Raw genomic sequence first — 19,276 nt, 5'->3', positions numbered from 1 at the left:
GTTGATGGCACTTGCTCCTTGATGCCGCAAATATCCCTGTGGGGGTACGATTATGCCCGTCTGCAGGGAGAACCGAGCAGCTTCCCGCGGCAACAAGGAGATCGGCCCTCCCCCACCAGGCCGTCGAGGGCGACGGCCTGGTTCATCTCAACCGCCGTGCTTACCACCGATACTTCAGTGTGCCGGTCATGTTGCGGCCCTGGCCGAGATAGCAGAAGCCTTCTTCGCAAACTGTTTCGCGCTCGTCGGCGATGTTGCGGATGTTGAAGGCTGCCGTCAGCCCTTCATATTTCTTGTCGACCGCCCCGAAATCATAGGAGAGGGCTGCATCGACATAGAAACTTGCAGCGTTCTTCGAGGTATTGGCGACATCCGTCCAGGTCTCGCCGATGTAGCGCACGCCGGCGCCAGCCGACAGACCGTTGAAGGGATTGCCTTCCTGGAAGGTGTAATTCGTCCACAGGCTCGCAATATGGGTCGGGGTGACGGCCGGGGTATTTCCGACGTTGTTGCCCCCGGTGACTTCGGAGTCGTTGTAGGTGTAGCCCGCGATGATATCGAGGCCGTCGGCGATGGCCGCGCGGGCTTCGAGCTCGATGCCCTTTCCGGTCACCTCGCCCTGGGAATCGTAGGCGAAGGTCAGCGGATCGGCGAGCCTCGGCTTGTTCTGCTCGACGATGTGATAGGCGACGGCCGACAGCAGGATATCGGAGCCGGGCGGCTGGTACTTCACCCCGACCTCGAATTGCTCACCCTTCGTCGGCGGAAGAATTGTGTTGGCGGCCGACCGGTTGGTGACTGGATCGAAAGAGGTGGCGTAAGAAACGAAGGGCGCAATGCCGCTGTCGAAGAGGTAGAGCGCACCGGCCTGGACGGAGAAGGCATTCTTGTCGACATCCTCCGAGCTGACCGTGGGCAAGGTCGAATCGCGCGTCTGGTTCACCCATGTCTGCCGGCCGCCGAGGTTGAAACGCCAGTTTCCGACCTCGATCTGGTCCATGGCATAGATGCCGACCTGCCGCATATCGGCTTTGGAAGCCAAGAAATTATAGTCCGGCGTAGCGCCGGAGACTCCATAGGTCGGATTGGCGATATCGAAGTCGAAGGCCGGATCGGCGGCTCCGAAGCCGTAGCCAAAGCTCGAGTCGAGATTGCTGTAGTCGAGCCCGAACAGCATCGTGTGGGCAACAGGGCCTGTATCGAACTTCGCCTCGAGCTGATTGTCGACCTGGAAGACGTTCATTTCGTCCCGGATCGCATTGGTGCCGCGATGCGCGACGGTCCCGGTCCAGCTGGTAACACCGAGGTAGCGGGCCTCCAGATCGAGATGCGAATAACGCAGGTTCTGCCGGAACGTCAGGCCGTTGTCGAACTCGTGCTCGAACTGATAGCCGACCTGCTGCTGCTTGACCTTCTGGTAGTCATAGTCGGGATCGCTCTGCCTGAGATCGAGGATCCTGCCGTCCGAGGTCGTGATCGCGCCGACATTGGCGTCGGTCTCGTCGGACTGCGCCAGACCGTACACCGTCAGAGACGTGGCCTCGTCCGGCTTCCAGGTAAAGGACGGCGCCAGGAAATAGCGGTCGTCGGCAATATCGAAATTGGTATCGCCGCGCCGCGCAAGGCCGACGATGCGATAAAGAAAATCGTCGTTGCCTTCGCTGATCGGTCCGCCGAAATCGAACATCCCCTGCACCCGATCCTTGGTGCCGTAGGTGATATCGACTTCGCGGATCGGCTCCTCGGTCGGGAGCTTCGAGATCTTGTTGACGAGGCCGCCCGGCGAACCCGAGCCATAGAGAACGGAAACCGGCCCCTTGATCACCTCGACGCGCTGCAGTTGATAGGGATCGGTTCGGAACATGCCGTAATTGATATAGGGCTGGCGCAATCCGTCACGATAGTCGCCGACCGTCGTGGCGTTGTAGCCGCGAATATAGATCTGGTCGAAACGCGGATCGAAGCCGCTCGTTCCTGTCGTCACGCCGGCTGTATAACGCACCGCCTCGATGACCGTCTGCGCGCCGCGCTGCTCGATTTCCTTCTCGGTGGTGACCGAGATCGAACGCGGCGTCTCGACGAGTGGCGTGCTGATCTTGGTCGCGCCCGCGCTGTTCTTGGCCGTAACCGACGTCCGGTCGGTCTTGCTATCAGAGGCTGCACCTTGAATGACGATCGGTTCCAGCGCTGTCGCGGTGTCGCCTGTGGAGGCGCTCTGGGCGGAAGCCGGCGATGCCGCAAAGCCGATCAGAACGACCGCTGTCGTGGCAAATAGCCCATCTCTATAAATTCGCGGTAGATTATTAGAAACATTCAAAAAAACACGCGCCATCACTTGGTCCCTACATCACAGATGCGCGCGGAACCTATGGAGCGAAATTGGCCTTGTCAACATAAGGTGATTATTTTAGTCATCTTTTAACCGATAAAATCTCCGCGCCTGGCTCTCCCGAGCAGGTTGCACGCAGCATCGAGGTCTTCATCGTTCTCCGCCGGATCATTGCCGGCGGAGGGCGGTTTTGTCGTGCGAGAGGGCAAGTGCGGACCGAGACAACCGTCAACCTGCCGGGCTTGATGGGAATCGAACCGGTGAATTCGGCCCGGCATGGGTAAGACATTGGCCCGATGTGACGCATGTGAACGACATACTGTCATCACCTGCTACAAAATCATTAGGGCAAGCATGTCGTCTTTTCGGGCGAACTCCACGGTCCGTCTTGTCTCCGGCCCTCTGCTCCCTAAATCCGACAGATGGATACCGAGCGAACCACAGCTCCTATCAAATCGGTAAGGGCGTCTTCGCGGAAACCTCTCCAGAGGTTGAGCCCGGCCATTGTCGAGCAAGTCGAGCGCCTGCTCGGCGGTCGCACGCGCGATATCCGCCTGCATGGCGAGCTGGCCCAGCTTTTTCGCGAACGCTCCTGGCCGCGGACTGCCAAGATCATCCGCGCCTGGATGGTGTGGGTCATCGTGCTCGACATCCTGACATGGGGGCTCAACGCGATCTTGCTTCCGGCCGAAACCGTGATGTCGATGCTTTGGCCGGCGTCTATCCTTCCGCCTGCGGCTCTTGTCGCCGTGCTCGTCTTCCGGCGGCCGCACCCTTTGTGGCTGCAGGGCGTTTTCATCCTCTCGGCGGTGTTTCTCATCTTGCTGTCCGTCGCCCTGGTGGGCGTGAACAGCGGCGGCGAATTTTATGAGCGGCATTTGACCATCATGCTCTTTGTTGCCGTCACCGCCATCATCATCTTTCCCGTTCCACTCGGTTGGGCGATGGCGATCGGTGCTTCTGCCCTCGGTCTCTACCTCGTGTTTCAATTGCGCAATCCAGGCATCGAGGCGGGAAGCGCGCTCGCCGGGACGCTGTTTTTCGCGAGCGGAGTGGCAGCAACCGTCGTTGCCCGACGCACCACAACCATCTTCGCTCAGAAGACTTTCCTGCTCGAGTTACGAGATCGAAGTCGCCTCGCAGAGCTCACCGACGCCAATTCGCAGCTGGAATTGCTGGCACGGACCGATCCGCTGACGGGTGTCGCCAACCGGCGTTCGATGATGGAAACGCTCCATCATTTCTGGAACCAGGAGCTTAGACAAACGAGCGGCGCCGCGATGCTGATGTGCGATCTCGATGACTTCAAGCATCTCAACGATAATCTCGGGCATGCCGAAGGCGACCGCTGCCTGGTGAAAGTGGCCGGCATCATTCAGAGCAGCATGAGAGATGAGCGGGATGAGGTCGCCCGTTACGGCGGCGAAGAGTTTCTCGTCTTTCTGCCTGGCTCCGATGGACAAGAGGCCAGGGCGGTTGCGGAGAGAATTCGCAGCCGAGTTGAAGCTGCGTCTCTTCCAAATCCCACCTCTCGCGTCGTCCCCTGGGTCACTGTCAGCATTGGAATAGCGATATTGCAAAATGGCAACGTCGTGTCCGCAGAGCACATGCAGCGCCAAGCGGATGCGGCGCTCTACCTTGCCAAAAAGACCGGCCGCAACTGCGTGGTGGTCCACGCTCTAGAGGCCAATCAAGCCGACTGAAGCAACCCAGGAATACCCTGCCCAAAACCAAACTTCTTAGATAGCTGCAAGGCGGGGCAGCTTTCGCGCCCAACCTGACCATTTGACAGATATCCTACGAGTATATATGCAGGATGTGTCTGATTGACGATGCTAGAAAGCGATCCGCATGACATTGAAATCGATGAAGCCGCTGACGCGCGCGCCACTGCTGCATGTCTCCGTGCAAGAAAGTCTGCGCGCCTATATCGACGACAATGGCCTGGCGCCCGGAACCCTGCTTCCGGCGGAAGGAGAGCTTGCCACCCAGCTCGGCGTTAGCCGAAATTCGCTGAGGGAAGGCATCAAGGCGCTGGAATCGCTCGGCGTGCTGGAGACCCGGCGCGGCGTCGGCATCTTCGTGAAGGCCTTTTCCTTCGAGCCGCTTCTCGACAATCTCGCTTACGGCCTCGGCGGCGCCCTGCGGCAGATCGAAGAGGTGCTTGAAATCCGGCGCACGCTGGAAGTGGGCTTGATCGGCAAGACGATCGACGTGATCGGGGAAGAGGACATCGCCGAGCTGCGTGCCACCGTCAATCGCATGCGCGCCCATGCCGAACGCGGCGAAACCTTTGCGACAGACGACCAGCTGTTCCACCGATTGCTGTTTCGCTGCCAGGACAATGAAACACTCGTGCGGCTGATCGATGTCTTCTGGCTCGCCTTCTACAAGGCATCCGATTTCGTCAATCTTGAAAATGCCGATCCGATGGCGACGTGGCGCGACCATGCCGCGATCGTCGATGCGATCGAGGCAAAAGATCTGGAGGAGGCGCGCAGACGCCTGGATCGTCACTACGAGGGCATTGCCCGGGTGATCGCCAACAACAAGACAAGTTCAAACGTGGGAGGAACACATGAAAAGACTGTCTAGATTATCCGTTATTGCGCTTGGCGCCTTGCTGTCGACGGCTGCCGTTCCGGCTCTTGTCGTTTCGGGCGTTGCAAACCAGGCGCAGGCAGCCACGCTGTCGGGCGGCTTCGATGTCGGCCCAGGAGGCTTCCAGGGCAACTTCAATCCGCTCGCCGCGACCGCCGGCTTCACCTGGCTCAGCGTCTACTACGAACCGCTGATCACCTATGACGAGAAGCTGCAGAAGGTCGTCGGCGCGCTGGCAAGCTCCTACGAGGTCAGCTCCGACCAGATGACCTACACGTTCAAGCTGGCGGACGCCAAATGGCATGACGGTAAACCGTTCACCGCCAAGGACGCGAAGTTCACCATGGGCCTTGCTATGGATGCGAAAACCGGCTCGGTGCTCGCTGCCCGGCTGAAGGGCATATCGTCCGTCGAGACGCCGGATGAGCACACGGTTGTCATCAAGCTCAGCGCCCCGAGCAGCAGCTTTCCCGACACGATGACCAAGGTGATGATGCTACCCGAGCATGCGCTCTCCTCGATTCCTGCCGACCAGCTGGCGAAGAACACCTGGTGGTCGACCGCTCCGATCGGCACCGGTCCGTTCAAGTTCACCAAATACGTCTCGGATCAATATGTCGAACTTGCCGCAAACACCGATTATCGCGGTGGCAAACCCGCCCTGGAACGCGTCATCAATCGCTATTTCGCCAACCCGGCCGCGGCGATCGCGGCGCTGAGATCCGGCGAAATCCAGTTCACCTATGTCGATTCCAACGACGTACCGACCTTCAAGGAAAACAAGGACTTCCAGGTCATCGAAGGCAACTCTTTCGTCGTCAACTATCTCGGCTTCAACCACGATTCCCCGCTCTGGAAGGATGTGCGCGTCCGCCAGGCGGTGATGTACGCGATCAATCGCGATGCCATCATCCAGAGCCTCTATGGCGGCGCGGCCAAGCCTGCCAACTGCGCCTATGTCGCCGAACAGCTGATACCTCCTGATATCGACACCTATGCCTATGATCCTGAGAAGGCCAAGAAGTTGCTGACGGAAGCCGGCTGGGACCAGATCAATGGCGGCAAGCCGATCACGCTTCTGACCTATTACACCACGCCGCTGGCTACCAACGTGCTTGCCGCAGTTCAGGCGATGCTTGCCCAGGTCGGCATCAACATCGTCCCGCGCGCCGTCGATGCGCCGACCTATAACAGCATCGTGCTCAATGCGGCGCCGGACATGGCCCAGTTCCAGATGGTCTATGCCGGGCTGCAGAACGGGCCGGATGCCGGCAGCATCAATGTCGGCCTCAACGAGAAGCAGATCCCTCCGGCCGGACCGAATGTCGCCAGGGTGCGCATGCCTGACCTCACCAAGGCGCTCGATAGTGCCTTGGCCGAGCCGGACAGCGCCAAGCGGGATGCCGCCTACCAGGACGTCTGCAAGGTGATGAACACGGAGCTGCCCTGGGCGACGCTCTGGGTGGCAAACCGTTACGGCATCGTCTCGACCAAGTTGAAGGATTTCGTCTGGACGCCGGCGCCGGGCGGCGGCCCCTACCAGGCCGACCCGCAGAAATGGTCGATCGCCGAATAGGCGTTTCCGCAAAGCCTTGAGGGTGGCTTCGGCCACGCTGACACGACGGATTCATGATGCTCCGATACAGTCTCAGACGCCTGATCATAGGAATGGGCATGCTCGTCGCCCTGAGCATGCTGATCTTCCTGCTGCTGCGCCTGACACCAGGCGACCCGATCGATGCCTATATCGATCCGAACCTGCCGATGTCGCCGTCGGATCTTGCCGATCTGCGCCGAAGCCTCGGGCTCGATCAGCCCTTGCCCGTCCAGTATCTCGGCTGGCTGCAGCAGGCGCTGACGGGCAATCTCGGCTATTCGATCAAGCGTCTCGACCAGCCGGTTCTGGCTCTGGTGCTGTCGCGGATCGGGCCGACGGTGCTGTTGATGGGCACCGCCCTTGTCTTCGCCATCGTCGCAGGCATCGCCTGCGGGGTGATCGGCGCCGTTCGCCGCAATTCGCTCGCCGATCTCTCCCTATCGGTGGCAGCACTTGCCGGCATTTCGAGCCCGGCATTCCTCAGCGCGCTGCTCGGCCTTTATATCTTCTCCGTCCGCCTGCACTGGATGCCATCGGGCGGCATGCTGACACCCGGCGAGGCGTTCTCGGTGGGCGATCTCCTCCATCATCTGATCCTGCCGGCCGCCCTTCTGTCCGTCGCGCAAGCCGCATTGATCATGCGTTACATGCGCGCCTCGCTGCTCGAAGTCCTGAACCAGGATTACGTGCGCACGGCCCGCGCCAAGGGCGTTCTCGAGTTTTGGGTCATCACCAAACATGCGTTGCGCAATGCGCTGCTTCCGATCGTCACCCTGATCGGCTCCACCATCGGGCTTGCCATCGGCGGTGCCATCTTCATCGAGAGTGTCTTCAACTGGCCGGGCATGGGGCTTCTGCTCGTCGATGCCGTACAGACCCGCGACTATCCCGTTATCATGGGAGCGACGCTCGTCATCGGCACTTGCGTTATCACAGTCAATCTTCTGACCGACATCACCTATGCGGTCGTCGACCCGCGCATCAAGGTGGGCTGACCATGCTGGCACGCTCCCCGCAACGCCGCAGCCCGGGGCCACTTGCCCGCGCCTTCGATCGTTTTCTGCTCAACCGCGCAGCCGTTGCCGGCGTCGGCATCGTCCTTCCGATGCTGCTCTTGATCCTCTCCTATCCGCTGTGGTGGGCTTACCGGCCGAACGACATCGATCTTCTGGCGATGAACAGCGGCCCGACGGCCACGCACTGGTTCGGAACCGACGGCGTCGGCCGCGATGTCTTTGCGCGCGTGCTCGAAGGCGGCCGGATTTCGCTTCTGGTCGCCGTTGCATCGACCGCGCTGTCCGCGGTCATCGGCTTTCTCTTCGGCGCCGTCTCGGCGCTTGCGGGACGTTGGGCGGATGCCGTCTCGATGCGCTTCGTCGATCTGGTGATGACCCTGCCGCCCGTCATCTTCCTGCTCGTGCTCGCCTCGATTGCCGGCACCGGCATCTGGCCGACCGTACTCGTCATCTCGCTGCTTTCCTGGCCGCTGCTGGCGCGCATGATCCGCTCCCGGCTGCTGGAATTGCGTGAGCGCGACTTCGTCATGGCCGCGCGCGGCATGGGCGCCGGCATCGGACATCTGCTCTTTCGCCACGGCCTGCCGAACTCGATCGATATCCTCGTGGTCTATGCGACGCTGCAGATCGCCAATGCCATCCTGCTCGAGGCCGGCTTGTCTTTCCTCGGTCTCGGCATCGCTCAGCCGGCGGCAAGCTGGGGCAACATGCTGAACGCCGCCCGCTCGACGGCCGTGCTCGAACAATATCCCTGGCAATGGCTCTTCCCCGGCGCCGCGCTCATCCTTGCCGTCCTTGCGATCAACTTCATCGGCGATGGCCTCAGAGATGCCTTCGACCCGCGTGCCGAACTGAACTGACAATCGAAAGAAGCGAAAATGACCAAATTCAAGGGTGTCGTTCCCCCCGTCGTAACACCGCTTAATCCGGATTTCACCGTCGACTACCGCTCCTATACGCGTGTGCTCGAACATCTGATCGATGCCGGCTGCCACGGCGTATTCGTGCTCGGCTCGACGAGCGAGGTGATCTTCCATGACGACAAGACCCGGCGCGAAATCATCGAGCATTCGGCCAAGGTGGTGAATGGCCGTGTGCCGCTGATCGTCGGCGTCATCGACCCGACCACGGATCGCGTCATTGCCCATGCGAAGGTCGCAAAGACCGCCGGCGCCGACGCGGTGGTGGTGACGGCGCCATTCTATACCGTCACCAGCCAGTCCGAGATCCTCGATCATTTCCGTTATGTCAGAGATGCGGTGGACGTTCCGCTGGTCGCTTACGACATTCCCGTCTGCGTTCACGTCAAGCTGCAGCGCCAGACCGTCGTCACCCTTGCCAGGGAAGGCGCCATTATCGGCCTCAAGGATTCCAGCGGTGATGACGGCAATTTCCGCTATGCGCTGCTCGACCTTGCCGAACACAAGGACGTCTTCCTGATGACCGGCTCCGAGATCGTCGTCGACACCGCCCTGTTGATGGGCGCCCACGGCGTCGTTCCCGGCATCGCCAATGTCGATCCGCACGGCTATATCAGGCTTTGGGATGCCGCGCAGCGCGGCGATTGGGCCGCCGCGAAAAAGGAGCAGGAGCGCCTTTGCCGCCTCTTCGAAATCGTTTGGGTCGCGCAGGGCCGTGTCAGCGGCGGCGCAGCCGGCATCGGCGCCTTCAAGGCCGCCATGCAGAGCCTCGGCATCATCGACACCGCCGTCATGCCGCGGCCGCGCGCCTCGCTCAACGATGCGGAAACGGCGCGGATCGACGAGATCCTGCGTGCAACCGGCCTGCTGAACTGAGCGGCCGATGGAACAGGCCGCCGAACCCGTACTCGACATCAGGGGATTGCGAACGATCTTCCGCATCCGCGGCGGCGAGATCACGGCGGTCAACGATATCGACCTCAGCATCGCCGCCGGCGAGACGCTGGCGCTCGTCGGCGAATCCGGCTCCGGCAAGTCGGTCACCAGCCTGTCGGTCATGCGGCTGCTCACCCGCGGCATCGGCGTGATCGCCGCAGGCAGCATCCGCTTGACGACCAGGGGCGGCGCGGCCCGGGATCTTGTCTGCCTCGACGAAGAGAGCATGCGCAGGATCAGGGGCGACGATATCGGCATGGTGTTCCAGGAGCCGATGTCGAGTCTCAATCCGGTTTTCACGATCGGCGACCAGATCGCCGAGCCGATCCGCATCCATCGCGGGGCGGGCCGCAAGGCGGCGATGGAGGCAGCCGTCGCGCTGCTTGAAAGCGTCGGCATACCGGACGCCCGGCGCCGTGCCGGCCAATATCCGCACGAACTCTCGGGCGGCATGCGGCAACGCGCCACCATCGCCATGGCCCTCGCCTGCGATCCGGCGCTGCTGATCGCCGATGAGCCGACCACGGCGCTCGACGTGACGATCCAGGCGCAGATTCTCGATCTGCTGCTCAAACTGCAGCGTGAGCGCGGCATGGCCATGCTCTTCGTCACCCACAATCTCGGCGTCGTCGCCGAAATCGCCCATCGCGTCGCGGTGATGTATGCTGGCCGGATCGTCGAGGAAGGGCCGGTCGGCGAGGTGTTCCGCAATCCCAAACATCCCTACACGATGGGCCTTCTCGCCTCCATGCCGCGCCTCGGCGATGCCGCGCGGATGAAACAGGCCGGCGAAAAACTCGCCGCCATTCCCGGCATGGTCCCGAGCCTGATGAACATGCCGAGCGGCTGCGCCTTTTCCCCACGCTGCAAATTCGCGATCGAAGCCTGTCGCGCTGCCGTTCCGGCGCTCGAACAGGTCAATCCGCAGCACCGCAGCCGCTGCGTGAGATGGCAGGAGATCTAGATGAACGCACCGCTGCTCTCCGTCCGCGACCTTTCGAAACACTATACCTCCCGCGGCACGCGGCTGAACATTCTTCAGGGCATTTCCTTCGATATCGGCAAGGGTGAAGTGGTCGGGCTTGTCGGCGAATCCGGCAGCGGCAAGACCACGATCGGGCGTTCCGTCCTCCGCCTCGTCGAACCGTCGTCCGGCAGCGTCCGCTTTGACGGGAAGGAACTCACGGCACTTTCCGCCTCGGCGCTCAGACGGCAACGGCCGCGCATGCAGTATATTTTCCAGGACCCCTTCGCCAGCCTGTCGCCGCGCATGACGATCGGCGAAATCCTGACGGAAGGCCTGAAGATCCAGGGGATCGGCACCGCCCGCGACAGGCTCGATCGGGCGCTGTCGGCCTTGGCCCAGGTCGACTTGCCTGCTGAAGCGATCAATCGCTACGCGCATGAATTTTCCGGCGGCCAGCGCCAGCGCATCGGGATCGCCCGGGCTTTGACCTTGTCGCCCGAATTCATCGTCGCCGACGAGCCGGTCTCGGCGCTCGACGTGTCGATCCAGGCGCAGGTGATCAACCTGCTGCGCGACCTGCAGCAGCGGCTTGGCCTGACCATGCTGTTCATCTCGCATGACCTCGCCGTCGTCGAATATATCTGCGACCGGGTGATCGTGCTTTATCTCGGCCGCATCATGGAAATCGCGCCGAGTGCCGATCTCTATGCGAGACCGCAGCATCCCTATACGCGCGCTTTGCTCTCGGCGATCCCATCACCCGATCCGGATGCCCGCCGTAACAGGCAGATCCTGAAAGGCGATATTCCAAGTCCGGCTAATCCGCCGAGCGGATGTGTTTTTCGCACGCGCTGTCCGAGTGCGCTCGGGGCCTGTGCCGGCGCCGTTCCGCAATTACGTGAAATAGCACCCGGCCACCTCAAGGCCTGCATCCGCGACGACCTCGACTGATCCGTCATTCATCGGAGAAAACAGATGAACGCCAAGACGCCGCATGCCGCCATCGGCGGAAATTGGGCGAGCATGCTTCTGCCGATCGCAGCCGATGACAGCATCGAATTCGACAAACTTGGCGAAGAGATTGACATCCTCACCGAGGCCGGTGTCGACGGTATTTATTCGAATGGCACCGCCGGCGAATTCCATAACCAGACAGAGGAGGAATTCGACAGCATCCAGGAGATGCTGGCCGGACGCTGCACAGCGTCTTCAACCCCGTTCGTGATCGGCGCCTGCCAACCGGACCCATCGATCATGCTCAACCGCGTCCGCCGTGCCGCCACGCTCGATCCCAGCGCCATCCAGGTCATATTGCCCGACTGGTGGCCGCTCACCAATGCCGAAGCAGTCGACTTCCTCAACCGGGCGGCCGGCGCTGCCGACGGAATTCCGCTCATCCTCTACAATCCGCCGCATGCCAAACGCGTGTTGACGCCAAAGGAGTTGGGCATGGTCTGTGCGGCGTCCCCTGACGTGATCGGCATCAAGCTCGCCGATGGCGACGCCTCCTGGTATGGCGATGCACGCCGACATCTGTCCGGGCTTTCGCTCTTCGTCCCCGGCCATCATCTCGCAACCGGCATCAAAGAGGGCGTCGCGGCAGGCTCCTTTTCCAATGTCGCCTGCCTTAGCCCCCGCGGTGCGCAGAGCTGGACGGCCTCGATGCGAAGTGACATCGACGCCGCACTCGATCTGGAACGACGCATCTGCACGTTCATGGACGCGCATATCGTCCCGTTTCGGCAGGAATTCGGCTATTCGAACGCCGCTCTCGACAAATTGTTGAGCGCCATCGGCAATTGGGGACCTGTCGGCACGCGTTTACGGTCTCCTTATCGCTCGATAGATCAGGCGGAAGCGGTCAGGCTGCGACGCATCGCCCGCTCCGAACTGCCCGATCTTTTCCCCTGACTTTGCTCGGGTTGAGTGCAGACCCGCTCGATCCCGATCTCCAGGCGCAGAAGAAGAATTTTCTGTTGTCGCAAATGAAAAATCTGATTTACTGCTACTCCGCTGCTTGGCTTTGAGGGGGATATTGCCGATGCCGTGGACACGCAGAGATATTGTGCTTGGTGGATTGGCGTTACTTGGCGCCGGTGCAGTTCAGAAACCCGCATTTGCCGCGGCGTCTTCCAATTTTGCCGGCACCGCCGTCGACAATGGCGTGACCTTCCAAAGGACCAACTTCGCCAAGATCGACAGGAAGTGGCAGCGTCAGGTTGTCAAATATTTCAGCAGCGAGCCGATCGGCACCGTCGTCGTCGATACCAGACACCATTTTCTCTACGTGATCATGGAGAACAAGACGGCCATCCGCTATGGCGTTGGCGTCGGCCGCGAGGGCTTCAAATGGTTCGGCCGCGCCACGATCGACGCCAAATCCCTTTGGCCGCGCTGGACGCCGCCGCCGGAAATGCGCAAGCGCCATCCCGAACTGCCTGAATTCGTGGCGGGAGGCTCACCGAAGAACCCGCTCGGCCCCCGCGCCATGTACCTGCATCGCGACGGCGTCGACACCGGCTATCGCTTCCATGGCACGCTTGAGCCGTGGAGCATCGGCAAGGATGCCTCCAGCGGCTGTATCCGCATGTTCAACGAAGACGCCATCGACCTTTATCAGCGGTGCCCCATCGGCACGGCTGTACAGGTTCTGCCGCATATTGCCGACCAGGCCGAAAGCGCCACTCAGGTCAGCCAAACAACCCCGGTCGAATAAGGATATCACCCTGATGTCTGCTACAGCAGAATATACGAGGCGCCTTCTCGCCGCGGCCATGCTCCTGGCGCTTGCCGCCTGCTCCACCACGGAGGTCGCCTCCCTGGAAGAACCGACGGCCGCGCCGATGACCGGCCAGACCAACGATCCCGCGCCCGGTTTCGAGAATGTCGCAGCCGGCAGCGAAGAGGATTTTATCCTCAATGTCGGCCGGCGGATCTACTTCAAGCAGGATTCCGCCGCTCTCGATTCCGTCGCCATGGCAACCTTGGACAACCAGGCCGTCTGGCTCAACAACAACCCGACCTGGCTGCTCAAGCTGCAGGGATTTGCCGACGATTCCGGTTCCGCGTCGAAAATGCAGACGCTGTCGCAGAAGCGCGCCGATGCGGCGATGGCCTATCTCGCCTCGAAGGGCGTGGACGCCAAACGCATGTGGGCCAAGGGCTACGGCAACGACCGGGAAGTCCGCGACTGCACGGAGCGCTCCTGCAAGGTGCAGAACCGGCGCGTCGTCACCAATCTGCGCACTCAGCCCGACGCGGTCTGACCGCAGCCAAAACCATTTAACGTTTGCGCAGGCACGCTAACGGCCAGGCTCGGCTCGACTACGCCATAGTGTCGCCAGCCTGCCTTTATTGCGAGGGCGGCAGCACATACTCGCGTGGCGACGGCAAATCGATGACGAACCTGATATCCCCTGCATTCGCCGCCACGACCAGCTGGTAGTCGCCCGGCTCGGCACGGAAGGCGCCGGCCTCGACGTCGAAATAAGCGAGATCGCGCGGCCGGATCGTCATCACGGCCGTGCCGGTCTCGCCGGGCTGCAGCGACAGCTTTGCGAAGGCGCGCAGCTCCTTGTCCGGCCGTTCCACCTTGGCCTTCGGCGAACGCACGTAGAGCTGCACCAGTTCCGAGCCGGCCCGATCGCCTGTATTGGTCAGGCCGAGGCTGACGGTGATGCCGTCAGCCCCCATTTCGCCGGCCGACAGCCGCGGCTCACCCCAGCTGAAGCGTGTATAGCCAAGGCCGAAGCCGAAGGGGAAGAGCGGCTCGACGGCGCGTGTGTCGTGATGACGGTAGCCGACGAACACGCCTTCGGCATAGCGCACATGCCCGTCCTTGCCGGGATAGATGGCGGGATCGCTCGTAATGGCGGAATTGTCGGCCAGCGCCTTCGGGAAGGTCTGCGGCAGGCGCCCGCCGGGCTCGACATCGCCGAACAGCACATCGGCGACGGCATTGCCGAGCTCCTGCCCCGGATACCAGATCTGCAGCACGGCGCGAACCTTGCCAAGCCAGGGCATTTCCACCGGGCCGCCGGTCTGCAGCACGACGACGGTATTGGCATTGGCGGCGGCCACCTTCTCGATCAGCTCCTCCTGCCGGCCCGGAAGCCGCATGTCGGGCAGATCCAACCCTTCGGTATCCCATTCACCGTCGCGGCCGACGAAGAGAAGCGCGACATCGGCATTGCCGGCCGTCTCGACGGCTGCCGCGATATCGGCGTCGCCGAGCGGCTTTTCAACGCCGAAACGAACGGCGATGAGGTTGATGCCCTCGCCGCTCGCGGTGGACGGCTCATATTCGACGGCGACCGCATAGGCCCGGCCGGCTTCGAGCGCCACGGTGCCGCGCTGTTCGTCATTGGCGGTGCCGAAGTAGTTTTCGCCGCGCGTCCAGCCATCATGGCCGTCAACCGTCAGCGCAGCATCGACGAAGAGCCGCGCCAGGCCGGCATTGGTCATGCCGAAAACATGATCGCCGCTCTCCTCCGGCACGAATTGCATGGTCATCCGGGCCGAGAAATCGGCTGGATCGAGCTCATCGGACGGCAGCTCGAACCAGAAGAACTCGCCCTTGTCGACAGTCTCGACATGCAGCGGATTGCCCTGGCAGCCGCGGCCCTTGAAATATTCGACCGTGATCTTTCCCTTGAACACGTCGATCAGACGGTTATGGCGGCAGCCGACGGCGTGGCTGATGCTGTTGGCATTGGCAAGGGCGGCGCGAATGCCTTCGAGCGGACTGACCGTGTAATGCGCGGCGATCTGGGCGCTGCCGCCGCCCATGACGCGCGCGGTGGCGGCATTGGGTCCGATGACGGCAATGCGGTCGAGCGAGGTCTTGGCAAGCGGCAGGATGCCGTCGTTCTTGAGGAGGACCGTGCCCTCCGCGCCGAGACGGCGGATCAGCGCCCGATCTTCCGGCAGATCGATCGCCCGCTCGCTGAGATCGGGCTTTTTCTCGAAGGCGCCGACCCGCTCGAGCAGCAGCAGCATGCGCCGCGCCGCCGCCTTCACGGTGGCAGCCTCGACCTTGCCCTCGCGCACGGCGGCAACCAATTTCTCGCCGCGGTCGCGCGCCGGACCCGGCATTTCGAGATCGAGACCGGCATTGATCGTCTCGGCCGTCGAATGCGAGCCGAACCAATCGGACATGACGATACCTTGGAAATCCCATTCCTGGCGCAGCACCTTGGTCAGCAGCCAATGATGCTCACTCGTATAGGTGCCGTTGAGCCGGTTATAAGAGGACATGACGGCCATCACGCCGGCGCGGCGGACGGCGTGTTCGAAGGGCGGCAGGTAGATTTCGCGCAGCGTCCGCTCATCGATATCGGAAGACATTGTCTGCCGCTCGATCTCGGATTCATTGCCGGCAAAGTGCTTGATCGTCGCCGCGATCCCCTCGCCCTGGACGCCGTCGATATAGGCGACCGCCAATTCGGCGGTCAGCATCGGATCTTCGGAATAACATTCGAAATTCCGGCCATTGAGGCCGGAGCGATGGATATTCACCGTCGGCGCCAGCAGCACGGCGGCGCCCTTGCTCTTTGCCTGGCGCGCAAGAGCTGCGCCCATCTGGGTGACGAGATCGGGATTCCAGGTAGCGCCGAGCGCGATGCCGACGGGAAAGCAGGTCGCCTTGACGCCGGCGACCAGCGAGCCGGCGCCGCGCGCGCCGTTCGGGCCGTCCGTCACCTTGATTTTCGGCACGCCGAGACGCTCGACGGGAACGGTCGTCCAGAAATCGGCGCCCGATAGCAGGGAGACCTGCTCCTCGAGCGTCATCTGGTCGAGAATGGAATCGATCATGCAAACCTCCCAAGGAAATCCTTAAACCTACCGATTACTCGGTATTTTTAGGATGTCAATCGGGCAAGCCTGATGTATGGACGGAGAGCACGGGAGACATCGGCTAAGAGCCGCTCCAAGCGGCAGACGAGGACGATGGCAGAATTTTCAGAACAGAAGGCCGGACAGGCAGAAAAACGGCAGCGCCGATCCCGCAAGGGAGAGACACGCCGCGCCGAAATCCTGACGGCGGCGATGCGGCGCTTTGCCGAAGACGGCTACCAGAATGCCGCCATCGCCGACATAGCCCGCGATGTCGGCCTGTCGCTGCCCGGCCTGCTGCACCACTTCCCCACAAAGGTCGACCTGCTGCTCGCCATTCTTGCCAAACGCGATCTCGACAGCGCCGATTTCATCGGGCTCCACGGGTCCGATCTCCGCGGCCTGCTGAAGGGCATGGTCACCGTCTTCCGCCGCAACGCCGAAATGATCGAGGTCGTCAGGGCCTTTGCCATCCTCAATGCCGAAAGCCTGATGAAGGATCACCCTGCCAAGGCATGGTTCCTCACTCGCGCCACCGAGATGCAGGACAATTTCGCCTCGACCTTCGAACGGGCTGTCGCCGACGGCTCGATAGGCGGCGGGATCGACGGCACCGCGATGGCCGCCGAACTGATCGCCGTGATGGACGGGCTGCAGATGCTCTGGCTGCGCGACCCAGATCGCTTCGACATGGTCGGCGGCCTGGAAGCCTATGTCGGGCGCCTGCTGGCGAGCCTCGGTTTGGAAGGCTGAGGCTTTATCGTCAAAACGCGCCAGCCAAACCATCATGCGGCTGACGGCTGCGCAATATCATCAGGCTGCGCCGGCCATATGCTTGCCGATGGTCTGTTTGTCCGCGGTTGCGACGTCAACCTCGTAAACAAACCGGCCTTCGCTCATGACAACGATGCGATCGGCAAGATCGAATAGCTCGTCGAGATCCTCGGAGAGTAGGAGGACGGCGGCGCCGTTGTTGCGAGCATTGACAATCCTTTCGCGGGTCTCCTCGCAGGCCTTAAAGTCTAGGCCGAAAGTCGGGTTTGAGGCAATGAGAACCTGCACCTCATTTGTCAGTTCGCGTGCCAGCACGGCCCGCTGCACGTTACCTCCGGACAGTGTGGTCATTTCGGCATCGAGACCTGCCGCTTTTACGCGGAACTGCTGAACAAAGTTCGCCGCTTGCTCTGCCATTGCCTTGCCGCTGATGAACTGACCCACGGCGACCGGCGGTCTGTCGAAGTTTCGGAGCGCCATGTTCTCCTGAAGCGACATGCGTGGAACACAGGCATTCTTCAAGGGCTCTTGCGGGAGACCGTAGACTCCGAGATCGGCGATTTCTTTCCGGGTTCCGTGGAAGGCCCTGCCGCATACTTTGACAACGCCCGAGCGATCTCGCTGTCCCATCAGGGCCTCGACCAATTCCTTCTGGCCATTCCCGGATACTCCGGCGACACCGACGATCTCGCACCTTCCAACATCAAGAGAAACGTCCTTGACTGCAGGCAAGCCTATATCCCCCAGTGCGCTGAGACCTTGAATTGACAACCGCATTTCGGAATATTTTGGAGTCCGAGCCTTGGTGCTGCTTTTTTCCAATGCATGACCGATCATTGCCTCGGCCATCTCCGTTGTGGTCATTTCCGACACCCGGCCTGTCCGAACGGCCTGCCCCTTACGAAGAATCGTCGCGTCGTCGGCGTAGCGGGTCACCTCTTCGAACTTGTGTGTGATGAGGATGGCGCTGAGTTCTCCGGTCCCTGTGAGCTGCCGCACGAAGCCCAGAACGTCCTTAGCCTCATCAGGCGTCAAAACAGAGGTGGGCTCGTCCAGGATCAGGAGACGGCGACCGAGATAGAGCTGCTTGATCAACTCGGCTTTCTGCTTCTCACCAGCAGACAATTGAGACACACGCACGTTGAGAGGAACGTGGAAAGGCATCGTCTTCATCAGCGCCTGCAACCGTTCGCCGGTCGAGTGCCAATCGATGAAGCCTGGTAACCGCGCTTCGCTTACTACGAGATTTTCGGCAACGGTCATGGACGGGACTAGGGTAAAATGCTGATACACCATGCCTATACCCAGGGCATCAGCGTCTTTTGGCGTTGCGATATTGGCTCCTCTACCGTCTACTAGGACCGAGCCCTCGTCTGGCTGATAGAAACCGACAAGGCATTTGACGAGCGTACTCTTGCCCGCACCATTCTCGCCCAGCAAGGCGTGGACGCTTCCGGCCCTGACGGACAGGCAAACACCATCGAGTGCGGTGAGCGCGCCGAACCGCTTGGTCATGTCCACCAGGTCCAAACTGATCGCATTCATGTTGGTTTCCCTTCGCTCTTATCGGTGCAGGCTAAGTTCACCCGGTGCATCGGTAAACGTCTGAACTCGTGAGGTCGACGCAATCATGATCGCCAACGTCAGGACATATGGAGCCGCGTTGAAAAGGTAGTAAAAGCCGGTGATCCCCATTCCCTGGAGAGCAGGGCCGATTGCGCCAGCCCCTCCGAACAGGAGCGACGCCCAAAGCGCCCTGACCGGGTCCCACCTCGCAAAAATCACCAAGGCGACAGCCATGATCCCCTGCCCACTGGACAAGCCTTCGCTCCAACTACCGGGATAAGAGAGGGACAGGAAGCTGCCGCCCACGCCCGCGAGAAATCCGCCGACACTCGTCGCGAGAATCCGTACTTTCAGAACTGGAAAACCCAAGGCACGCGCGGCGTCTTCGCTATCTCCAACGGTCCGCAGCATAAGGCCCCAACCGGTCCGGTTGAAAAAGAGGCGCAACACGAACGCCAGTGCCACTCCAACAAAGAAAAGCACGTTGACATCGAGAGCCGACTGAACCTGCGGGATATCAGTCCAAAATCCCAGGGGAATTGTCGGCAGCGACGGCGCCTTCGGTTCGATGAATGGCTTTCCCCAGAAGAAGGCCAAGCCGGTGCCAAGTACCATGAGACTGATACCGATTGCTGTGTCGTTGACCCGCCTTGAAGCGCACCTATTCCTAGCCGGCTGAGCATTCATCGATCGAAAATTTCATCCCGCCTTCCTGCGGCGCGGACCGTCCGCGCC

At 61.5% G+C, this 19,276-nt stretch carries 15 protein-coding genes and 1 pseudogene; 12 read left to right on the top strand and 4 right to left on the bottom strand.

Going from position 1 to position 19,276, the window contains the following annotated elements:
- Positions 1–160: 160 nt before the first annotated feature.
- Positions 161–2,332 (bottom strand): TonB-dependent siderophore receptor, encoded by a 2,172-nt coding sequence (locus tag CO667_RS22985; protein ID WP_097620605.1) that lies wholly within the window; start codon positions 2,330–2,332, stop codon positions 161–163.
- Positions 2,333–2,751: 419 nt separating this feature from the next.
- On the opposite strand from CO667_RS22985, the gene CO667_RS22980 reads away from it, so the two are divergent.
- The 11 genes from CO667_RS22980 to CO667_RS22930 all read left to right on the top strand — a co-directional run bounded on the left by CO667_RS22980 (position 2,752) and on the right by CO667_RS22930 (position 13,632).
- The gene (locus tag CO667_RS22980) at positions 2,752–4,032 is read left to right on the top strand and encodes a GGDEF domain-containing protein (protein WP_097620604.1); all 1,281 of its coding nucleotides are present in this window, start codon (positions 2,752–2,754) and stop codon (positions 4,030–4,032) included.
- A gap of 148 nt (positions 4,033–4,180) precedes the next feature.
- Positions 4,181–4,924 carry a FadR/GntR family transcriptional regulator gene (locus CO667_RS22975; RefSeq protein WP_097620603.1) on the top strand — a complete coding sequence of 248 codons (744 nt, stop codon included), beginning with the start codon at positions 4,181–4,183 and terminating at the stop codon, positions 4,922–4,924.
- On the top strand, positions 4,908–6,506 hold the full coding sequence (locus tag CO667_RS22970) for an ABC transporter substrate-binding protein (RefSeq protein ID WP_097620602.1): 1,599 nt from the start codon (positions 4,908–4,910) through the stop codon (positions 6,504–6,506). The genes CO667_RS22975 and CO667_RS22970 overlap by 17 nt, the downstream gene beginning before the upstream one ends.
- A 56-nt stretch (positions 6,507–6,562) precedes the next feature.
- Positions 6,563–7,522: an ABC transporter permease gene (locus CO667_RS22965; protein WP_097620686.1), complete on the top strand. Its 960-nt coding sequence runs from the start codon at positions 6,563–6,565 to the stop codon at positions 7,520–7,522.
- Between the two features lie 2 nt (positions 7,523–7,524).
- A complete protein-coding gene (locus CO667_RS22960) occupies positions 7,525–8,403 on the top strand; it encodes an ABC transporter permease (protein WP_097620601.1) in 879 nt (292 codons plus the stop codon).
- A gap of 18 nt (positions 8,404–8,421) precedes the next feature.
- Entirely contained in the window at positions 8,422–9,339 is a 918-nt protein-coding gene (locus tag CO667_RS22955; protein ID WP_097620600.1) for a dihydrodipicolinate synthase family protein, read from the top strand.
- A gap of 7 nt (positions 9,340–9,346) precedes the next feature.
- Positions 9,347–10,363 (top strand): ABC transporter ATP-binding protein, encoded by a 1,017-nt coding sequence (locus CO667_RS22950; RefSeq protein WP_097620599.1) that lies wholly within the window; start codon positions 9,347–9,349, stop codon positions 10,361–10,363.
- Positions 10,364–11,317 carry an ABC transporter ATP-binding protein gene (locus tag CO667_RS22945; protein WP_097620598.1) on the top strand — a complete coding sequence of 318 codons (954 nt, stop codon included), beginning with the start codon at positions 10,364–10,366 and terminating at the stop codon, positions 11,315–11,317. It begins immediately after the preceding gene.
- 24 nt (positions 11,318–11,341) lie between these two features.
- A complete protein-coding gene (locus CO667_RS22940; protein ID WP_097620597.1) occupies positions 11,342–12,277 on the top strand; it encodes a dihydrodipicolinate synthase family protein in 936 nt (311 codons plus the stop codon).
- A 130-nt stretch (positions 12,278–12,407) separates the two neighbouring features.
- Positions 12,408–13,082, top strand: a complete 675-nt coding sequence (locus CO667_RS22935; protein WP_097620596.1) for a L,D-transpeptidase — start codon at positions 12,408–12,410, stop codon at positions 13,080–13,082.
- A 13-nt stretch (positions 13,083–13,095) separates the two neighbouring features.
- Positions 13,096–13,632 (top strand): OmpA family protein, encoded by a 537-nt coding sequence (locus tag CO667_RS22930; protein WP_097620594.1) that lies wholly within the window; start codon positions 13,096–13,098, stop codon positions 13,630–13,632.
- Positions 13,633–13,717: 85 nt separating this feature from the next.
- On the opposite strand, the gene CO667_RS22925 is transcribed toward CO667_RS22930, so the two are convergent.
- A complete protein-coding gene (locus CO667_RS22925; protein WP_097620592.1) occupies positions 13,718–16,180 on the bottom strand; it encodes a beta-glucosidase in 2,463 nt (820 codons plus the stop codon).
- Between the two features lie 135 nt (positions 16,181–16,315).
- Between CO667_RS22925 and CO667_RS22920 the strand changes: the two genes are divergently transcribed.
- Complete coding sequence (locus CO667_RS22920) at positions 16,316–16,954, top strand: TetR/AcrR family transcriptional regulator (protein ID WP_097620590.1); 639 nt, start codon at positions 16,316–16,318, stop codon at positions 16,952–16,954.
- Between the two features lie 60 nt (positions 16,955–17,014).
- Here the strand turns inward: CO667_RS22920 and CO667_RS22915 are convergent, their stop codons facing one another.
- Together CO667_RS22915 and CO667_RS22910 are read right to left on the bottom strand one after the other, a co-directional pair.
- Positions 17,015–18,520, bottom strand: coding sequence for an ABC transporter ATP-binding protein (locus tag CO667_RS22915; RefSeq protein WP_097620588.1), 1,506 nt, complete (start codon positions 18,518–18,520; stop codon positions 17,015–17,017).
- An 18-nt stretch (positions 18,521–18,538) separates the two neighbouring features.
- Positions 18,539–19,189 (bottom strand): annotated as a pseudogene (locus CO667_RS22910) (ABC transporter permease); the annotation flags it as partial.
- Between the last annotated feature and the right edge of the window lie 87 nt (positions 19,190–19,276).

The organism is Rhizobium sp. L43, from assembly GCF_002531725.1.
Classification (GTDB): domain Bacteria; phylum Pseudomonadota; class Alphaproteobacteria; order Rhizobiales; family Rhizobiaceae; genus Rhizobium.
This window is presented reverse-complemented; position numbering and strand designations above follow the sequence as displayed.